This window comes from Kitasatospora sp. NPDC051164 (assembly GCF_044455625.1).
Taxonomy (GTDB): domain Bacteria; phylum Actinomycetota; class Actinomycetes; order Streptomycetales; family Streptomycetaceae; genus Kitasatospora.
Genome location: NZ_JBITFB010000092.1, coordinates 1 through 7,411, shown reverse-complemented (window position 1 = coordinate 7,411; position 7,411 = coordinate 1). Strand labels below are relative to the sequence as shown.

General features: G+C 73.6%; 2 protein-coding genes. Both read left to right on the top strand.

The features are described from left to right. Nucleotides 1–3,777: an SDR family NAD(P)-dependent oxidoreductase gene (locus ACIBEC_RS47315; protein ID WP_360509297.1), complete on the top strand. Its 3,777-nt coding sequence runs from the start codon at nucleotides 1–3 to the stop codon at nucleotides 3,775–3,777. Between the two features lie 44 nt (nucleotides 3,778–3,821). Then, nucleotides 3,822–7,411 (top strand): type I polyketide synthase (locus tag ACIBEC_RS47310; RefSeq protein WP_396290864.1); only part of this gene is annotated, 3,590 nt, incomplete at its 3' end.

The following is a 7,411-nucleotide window of genomic DNA, read 5'->3' as shown; positions in this document are numbered from 1 at the left end:
ATGGGCTTCGAGTTGTCGGCGGCCTTTCCGGTGTTCGCGGCTGCGTTCGATGCGGTGTGTGCCGAGCTGGATCCGCTGTTGGACCGTCCGCTGCGTGAGGCGATCGCGGATGTGGAGCTGATCAACGAGACGGGGTTCACCCAGCCGGCGCTGTTCGCGCTGGAGGTGGCGCTGTTCCGGTTGGTCGAATCCTGGGGTGTGCGGCCGGACTTCCTCACCGGTCACTCGATCGGTGAGCTGGCCGCGGCGCACGTGGCGGGCGTGTTCTCGCTCGCGGACGCCGCGCGGCTGGTCGCGGCTCGTGGCCGGTTGATGCAGGCGCTGCCGCGCGGCGGCGCCATGGCGGCCCTCCAGGCATCGGAGGGTGAGGTGCTGCCACTGTTGATCGGCCGCGCCGACGAGTTGGGCATCGCCGCCGTCAACGGTCCCGACTCGCTGGTGGTCTCGGGCGAGGAGCGTTCGGTCCTGGAGCTCGTGGCGGACTGGGAGGCGCAGGGCCGCAGGGCGAGGCGGCTCACCGTCAGTCATGCGTTCCATTCGCCGCTGATGGACGGCATGCTGGCGGAGTTCCGTGCGGTGGCTGCCGAGTTGGCGTTTGCGGAGCCGCGGGTCCCGATCGTGTCGACGCTGAGCGGCTCGCTTGTGTCGGCCGAGTTGACCGACCCTGAGTACTGGGTGCGGCACGTTCGCGAGGCCGTCCGCTTCGCCGACGCGGTGCATGTGCTGGAGGGTGAAGGTGTCCGGGCGTTCCTGGAGCTGGGCCCGGACGGCACGCTCAGCGCCATGGCAGGGCACTGCCTCGGCGAGGAGAGCAGCGCCGTCCTCGTACCGGCCCTGCGGCGCGACCGGGCAGAGGCCGCGGCCGTTGCCGCCTGCCTGGGCCGCCTTGCCGTGGCCGGGACGGCGGTGGACTGGCCGGCGGCGTACGGCGGACGGGCCGGGCGCGTCATCGATCTGCCCACCTACGCCTTCCAGCGGGAGCGGTACTGGCCGCAGGGCGACGCCGGTGTGCCGGGCGATGTCGGCGCGGCCGGGTTGAGCGCGGCCGACCACCCGCTGCTGGGGGCCGCCGTGCCGCTGGCCGACGGTGACGGGCTCCTGTTCACCGGGCGGCTCTCGCTGGACGCGCACCCCTGGCTGGCGGATCACGCTGTCGCCGGCACGGTGCTGCTGCCCGGAACAGCCATGGTGGAGCTCGCGGTCCGGGCCGGCGAGCAGGTCGGCTGTGCGCTTTTGGAGGAGCTGACGCTGGAGGCGCCACTGATCGTGCCCGAGGCCGGCGCGGTCCGGCTCCAGCTGCGGCTGGGTGCCGTCGACGCCGACGGGCGCAGCACCGTGGCCGTGCACTCCCGGCCTGCGGAGGCTGCTGATGACGTGCTCTGGACGCGGCATGCGGTGGGTCTGCTGGCGCGGGAATCGGCTGCCGGTGGCGTGGAGTTGAGGGTGTGGCCGCCGGCCGGTGCGGAGCCGGTGGCGGTGGACGAGGTCTACGAGGCGTTCGGGGCGGCCGGGTTCGCGTACGGGCCGGTGTTCCGGGGCCTGCGAGCGGTGTGGCGGCACGGGGGCGAGGTGTTCGCGGAGGTGGCGTTGCCGGAGGAGGCCCGGTCGGAGGCGGGGTCCTACGGTGTGCATCCGGCGCTGCTGGATGCTGCGCTGCATGCGATCGGTGCGGGCGCTCTGTTGGAGGACACCGGTCGGGGCCGGCTGCCGTTCGCCTGGTCGGGTGTGTCCGTGCACGCGGCCGGTGCGGGGGAGTTGCGGGTCAGGATCTCCGCTGTGGGGGCCGAGGCGGTCTCGCTCGCGGTGGCCGATGCCTCCGGTGCGCCGGTCGCGACGGTCGACTCCCTGGTGCTGCGGGCGTTCTCCCCGGAGCAGCTTGCCGCGCAGGATGGCCATGATGCGCTCTTCCGTCCGGAGTGGACTCCCGTCTCGCTGCCGGTGTCGGCGCCCGACGGTGTGATCGGTGTCCTGGGCGGGGACGGCCTGGGCCTGGCCGGCGCGATCGCCTTCGCGGACCTGGCGGACGTCGCCGAAAGCGGTGTCGTCCCCGACATCCTGGTCGTAGCCCTCCCCGCCGCGGAGGACCCCGCCGCGGCAGCCGCCACCCACGCGGCCGTCCGGGACGTGCTCGCCCTGGTACAGGAATGGCTGGCGGCGGACGCGTTCGCCGACTCCCGCCTGGTCGTGGTGACCCGGAAGTCGGCCGGCGCGGGCGCGGGTGACCTTCCCGCCGCGGCTGTCCGGGGCCTGCTGCGGTCGGCCCAGTCCGAGCACCCGGGCCGGATCACCCTGATCGACCTGGACGGTGACCCCGCCTCGCAGCGGGCGCTGTCCTACGCACTCGGCAGCGACGAACCGCAGCTGGCGCTCCGCGCGGGCAGCGCCGCCGCCCTGCGCCTGCTGCGCGTCACCGAGACCGGCGCGCCGGGCACGGACGCCACGGACGCCCTCGGCGGCGGCACGGTCCTGCTGACGGGAGCCACTGGTGCGCTCGGCCGACAGGTCGCCCGTCACCTGGTGGCGGAGTGCGGCGTCCGTCGTCTGTTGTTGGTCTCGCGTCGTGGCGAATCCGCCCCGGGTGCGGTGGAGTTGGCGGCCGACCTGGCCGGTCTCGGCGCCGAGACGGCGTTCGCCGCCTGCGACGCGGCCGACCGCGACGCGCTGGCACGGCTGTTGGACGGCACGGACCTGACGGCGGTGGTCCACATCGCCGGAGTCCTGGACGACGGCATCGTCTCGTCCCTGACCCCCGAGCGGCTGGCCGCCGTGCTGCGCCCGAAAGTGGATGCGGCCTGGAACCTGCACGAGCTGACGAAGGACCGCCCGCTCGCCGCGTTCGTGCTGTTTTCGTCCCTCGCCGGTGTGTTCGGTGCGGCCGGCCAGGCCAACTACGCGGCTGCGAACAGCTTCCTCGACGCCCTCGCCGAGCACCGGCACGCCGCGGGTCTCCCGGCGGCCTCGCTCGCCTGGGGCCTGTGGGCGGACGACGGCGGCATGGCGGACACCCTGGCCGGCTCCGACGTCGAGCGGATGGCCCGGGGCGGGGTGTCCGCGCTGTCGGTTGCCGAGGGTCTGGCCCTGCTGGACACGGCCATCACCCTGCCGCACCACCCGGTGCTGGTACCCGCCCGGCTCGACCTGGCCACCGTGCGGGCCGCGGCCGCGCAGGGCGGCCAGGTGCCGGCCCTGCTGCGATCCCTCGTGCAGCCGCCCGTCCGCCGCGCCGTGAGGGCGGCCGAGGCCGATCCGGCCGCGGACCTGCGCCGGCGGCTCGCCGGGCAGTCGGCGCAGGACCGGGAGCGGATCCTGCTGGACGTGGTCTGCGGCCAGGTCGCCGCCGTCCTCGGCTACGCGGGTGCGGCCGCCGTCCAGCCCGGCCACGCGTTCCGCGAACTCGGCTTCGACTCGCTGACCGCCGTCGAACTGCGCAACCGCCTCACCGCTGTCACCGGCCTGCGGCTGCCCGCGACGCTGATCTTCGACCACCCGAGCCCCGCCGACCTGGTCGCCCACCTGTCCGCCGCCGTCCCGCAGGACGGGGACCCGGCCGGGCCCGGCGTCTTCGCCGAACTCGACCGCCTCGCCGAGGCCCTGGTACGCACCCCGACCGACGCGGAGACCGGCGCGCGGGTCACTCTTCGCCTCCAGGCCCTGCTCACACAGTGGCGGGACGCCATCGGCGGCGCGGCCGACCCCGTCGACGACCACCGCGACCTCGACACGGCGACCGACGACGAGCTCTTCGACCTGCTCGACGACGAGCTCGAGACCTCCTGACCCGGGCGCCACCCCCTTTTCTTTGCCGCAAGGAGCGGACGGACATGCTGAACGAGGACAAGCTGCGCGACTACCTCAAGCGCGCCACCGCCGACCTGCGCAATGCCCGGCGGAGGCTTCGGGACATGGAGGAGCGCGACCGCGAGCCGATCGCGATCGTCGGCATGGCCTGCCGCTACCCCGGCGGGGTGGCCTCGCCCGAGGACCTGTGGCAGCTGGTGGCCACCGGGACGGACGCCATCGGCGGCTTCCCCGCCGATCGCGGCTGGGACGCCGACGCGCTGATCGACGACGACCCGGACGCGCACGGCACCAGCTACGTCAACCAGGGCGGCTTCCTCTACGAGGCCGGCTCGTTCGACCCGGCGTTCTTCGGGATCTCGCCGCGCGAGGCGCTGGCGATGGACCCGCAGCAGCGGCTGCTGCTGGAGACCTCCTGGGAGGCGTTCGAACGGGCCGGCATCGACCCGCGCACGCTCAAGGGCAGCCGCACCGGCGTGTTCGCCGGCCTGATGTACCACGAGTACGCCAGCCGGCTGGGTGCCGTGCCCGAGGGCGTCGAGGGCCATCTCGGCACAGGCAGCTTCGGCAGCGTCGCGTCGGGCCGCGTCTCGTACACCTTCGGGCTGGAGGGGCCGGCGGTCACCGTCGACACGGCTTGTTCGTCCTCGCTGGTGGCACTCCACCTGGCTGTCCAGGCGCTGCGCAGCGGCGAGTGCACCATGGCGCTGGCGGGCGGTGTCACGGTGATGTCCACCCCCGGCACCTTCGTCGAGTTCAGCCGCCAGCGCGGCCTGGCCACCGACGGCCGTTGCAAGGCGTTCTCCGATGACGCGGACGGCACCGGCTGGGGCGAGGGCGTCGGCCTGGTGCTGGTCGAGCGGCTCTCCGACGCCCGGCGCAACGGGCACCCGGTGCTGGCGGTGGTCCGCGGGTCGGCGATCAACCAGGACGGTGCGTCGAACGGCCTGACGGCGCCGAACGGTCCCTCCCAGCAGCGGGTCATCCGCCAGGCCCTGGCCGGCGCCGCCCTGACGCCCGCCCAGGTCGACGTGGTGGAGGCGCACGGGACGGGGACGACCCTGGGCGACCCGATCGAGGCACAGGCACTGCTCGCCACGTACGGCCAGGAGCGTCCGGCCGACCGGCCGCTCCTGCTGGGTTCGTTGAAGTCGAACATCGGTCACACCCAGGCCGCCGCCGGGGTGGGCGGCGTCATCAAGATGGTGATGGCGATCCGAGAGGGTGTCCTGCCGCAGACCCTGCACGTCACCGAGCCCTCCACGCACGTGGACTGGGCGGAGGGTGCGGTGGAGCTGCTGACGGAGCAGCGGGAGTGGCCGGGGACGGGGGAGCCGCGTCGTGCGGGTGTGTCCTCGTTCGGCTTCAGTGGGACGAACGCGCATGTGATCATCGAGCAGGCTCCGGCGGACGGGCCGGTGGAGGCGGACGAGGTCGTCGTCGGGTCTGCGGTGGTGGGTGGTTCGGTGGTGCCGTGGCTGGTGTCGGGCCGGAGTGAGGAGGCGCTGCGCGGGCAGGCGGCGCGGCTGCGGGCCTTCGCGGGACGGGAGCCGGATGTGCCGGGTGCCGGTCTGGCGCTGGCGAGCGGGCGCGCGGCCCTGGAGCACCGGGCCGTGGTCCTTGGAGCCGACCTCCCCGAGCTCGTCTCCGGACTGACGGCGATGGCCGACGGTGGCGTGACCGCCGGTGTCGTGCAGGGCGCTGCGGGTGCACCCGGGAAGGTGGCGTTCGTCTTCCCGGGGCAGGGTTCGCAGTGGGCTGCGATGGCGGTGGAGCTGTTGGAGTCGTCGTCGGTGTTCGCTGGGCGGATGGCGGAGTGTGGGGCGGCGTTGGCGCCGTTCGTGGACGGCTGGTCGCTGCTGGAGGTGGTTCGCGGCGTCGAGGGTGATGCGTGGATGGATCGGGTGGACGTTGTCCAGCCGGTGTTGTGGGCGGTGATGGTGTCCCTCGCGGAGGTGTGGCGGGCGTCCGGTGTGGAGCCGGGTGTGGTGGTCGGTCATTCGCAGGGTGAGATCGCTGCCGCGGTGGTGGCGGGTGCGTTGTCGTTGGAGGACGGTGCCCGGGTGGTGGCGTTGCGCAGCCGGGCGATCGCGGGTGGTCTGGCGGGTCTGGGTGGCATGGTCTCGGTGGCGTTGCCGGTGGAGCGGGTGCGTGAGCGTCTCGGTGGCGGGGATCGGGTGTCGGTCGCGGCGGTGAACGGTCCGTCGGCGGTGGTGGTGTCCGGTGAGCCGGCCGCTCTGGAGGAGTTGTTGGCCTCGTGTGAGGTGGATGGCGTCCGTGCCCGTCGTGTCCCGGTGGACTACGCCTCGCATTCCGCGCAGGTGGAGTCGATTCGTGCCGAGTTGTTGGAGGTCCTTGCGGAGGTCCGTCCGCGGGCGGGCTCGGTGCCGGTGTTCTCGACGGTGACCGGTGAGCTGGTCGACGGTTCCGCCATGGATGCCGAGTACTGGTACACCAACCTCCGTACCACCGTCCGGTTCGCCGAGGCGGTCGACGCCCTCCTCGCCGACGGCTACGGCACCTTCGTCGAGGTGAGCGCGCATCCGGTGCTCGCCATGGCGGTGCAGGACGCCGCCGAGGCGGCCGGTCGGCCGGCGGCGGCCTTCGGGACGCTGCGCCGTCACGAGGGTGGCCTGGAGCGGTTGTTCGCCTCGTTCGCCGAGGCGTGGGTGCGCGGGCTGCGAGTCGACTGGCAGGGCCTTCTCGCCGGCCGAGGCGCTCGGACGGTGGAGCTGCCGACCTACGCCTTCCAGCGGGAGAAGTACTGGCTGGAGTCGGTCAGTTCGGTGGCCGTCGCCGAGGCGCCGGTCGATGCCGTGGACGCCCGCTTCTGGGAGGCCGTCGAGAGCGGAGACGCCGACGCGCTGTCGGTGGCCCTGGACCTGGACGCCGACCGCCCGCTGAGCGAGGTCCTCCCGGCCCTCTCCGCCTGGCGTCGCCAGAGCCGCGACCGGAACACGGTCGACGGCTGGCGCTATCGGGACAGCTGGAAGCCGGTTGCCGACCTCGGCTCCGGCGTGCCGTCCGGCACCTGGCTGCTGGCCGTTCCGGTCGGCAGCGATGACGATGCCGCCGCGGCCGCCGTCGAGGGCATGCTCGCCGCACGCGGGGTGGAGGTGCGCCGGTACGAGCTGGACACCGCCGCGGCTGACCGGGCCTCGGTGGCCGAGGCGCTGCGAGTCCTCCTCGCCGACGGTGTCCGGTTCTCCGGTGTGGTCTCGCTGCTTGCGGCGGGCGGCCCGGTGGCGACGCTGACGCTGGTGCAGGCGTTGGGTGATGCCGGGGTCGGTGCGCCGTTGTGGTGTGTGACGCGTGGGGCGGTGGCTACGGGTCGTTCGGAGCGGGTGGCGGATCCGGTGCAGGCGCAGGTGTGGGGTCTGGGCCGGGTGGTGGCCCTGGAACACCCGGAGCGTTGGGGTGGTCTGATCGACCTGCCCGAGGTGCTTGACGATCGCCTGCTGGGCCGCCTGGCCGCCGTGCTGGCCGGTGGTGGTGAGGACCAGGTGGCGGTGCGGTCCTCGGGTGTGTTCGTGCGTCGTCTGGTGCGGGCTGTGCGTGGTGAGGGTTCGTCGTGGGTGCCGTCGGGGACGGTGCTGGTGACGGGTGGTACGGG

Bases quoted from the DNA above. Each gene is read 5' to 3' on its own strand.
- ACIBEC_RS47315 (WP_360509297.1), top strand. From the start codon at position 1: ATGGGCTTCGAGTTGTCGGCGGCCTTTCCGGTGTTCGCGGCTGCGTTC.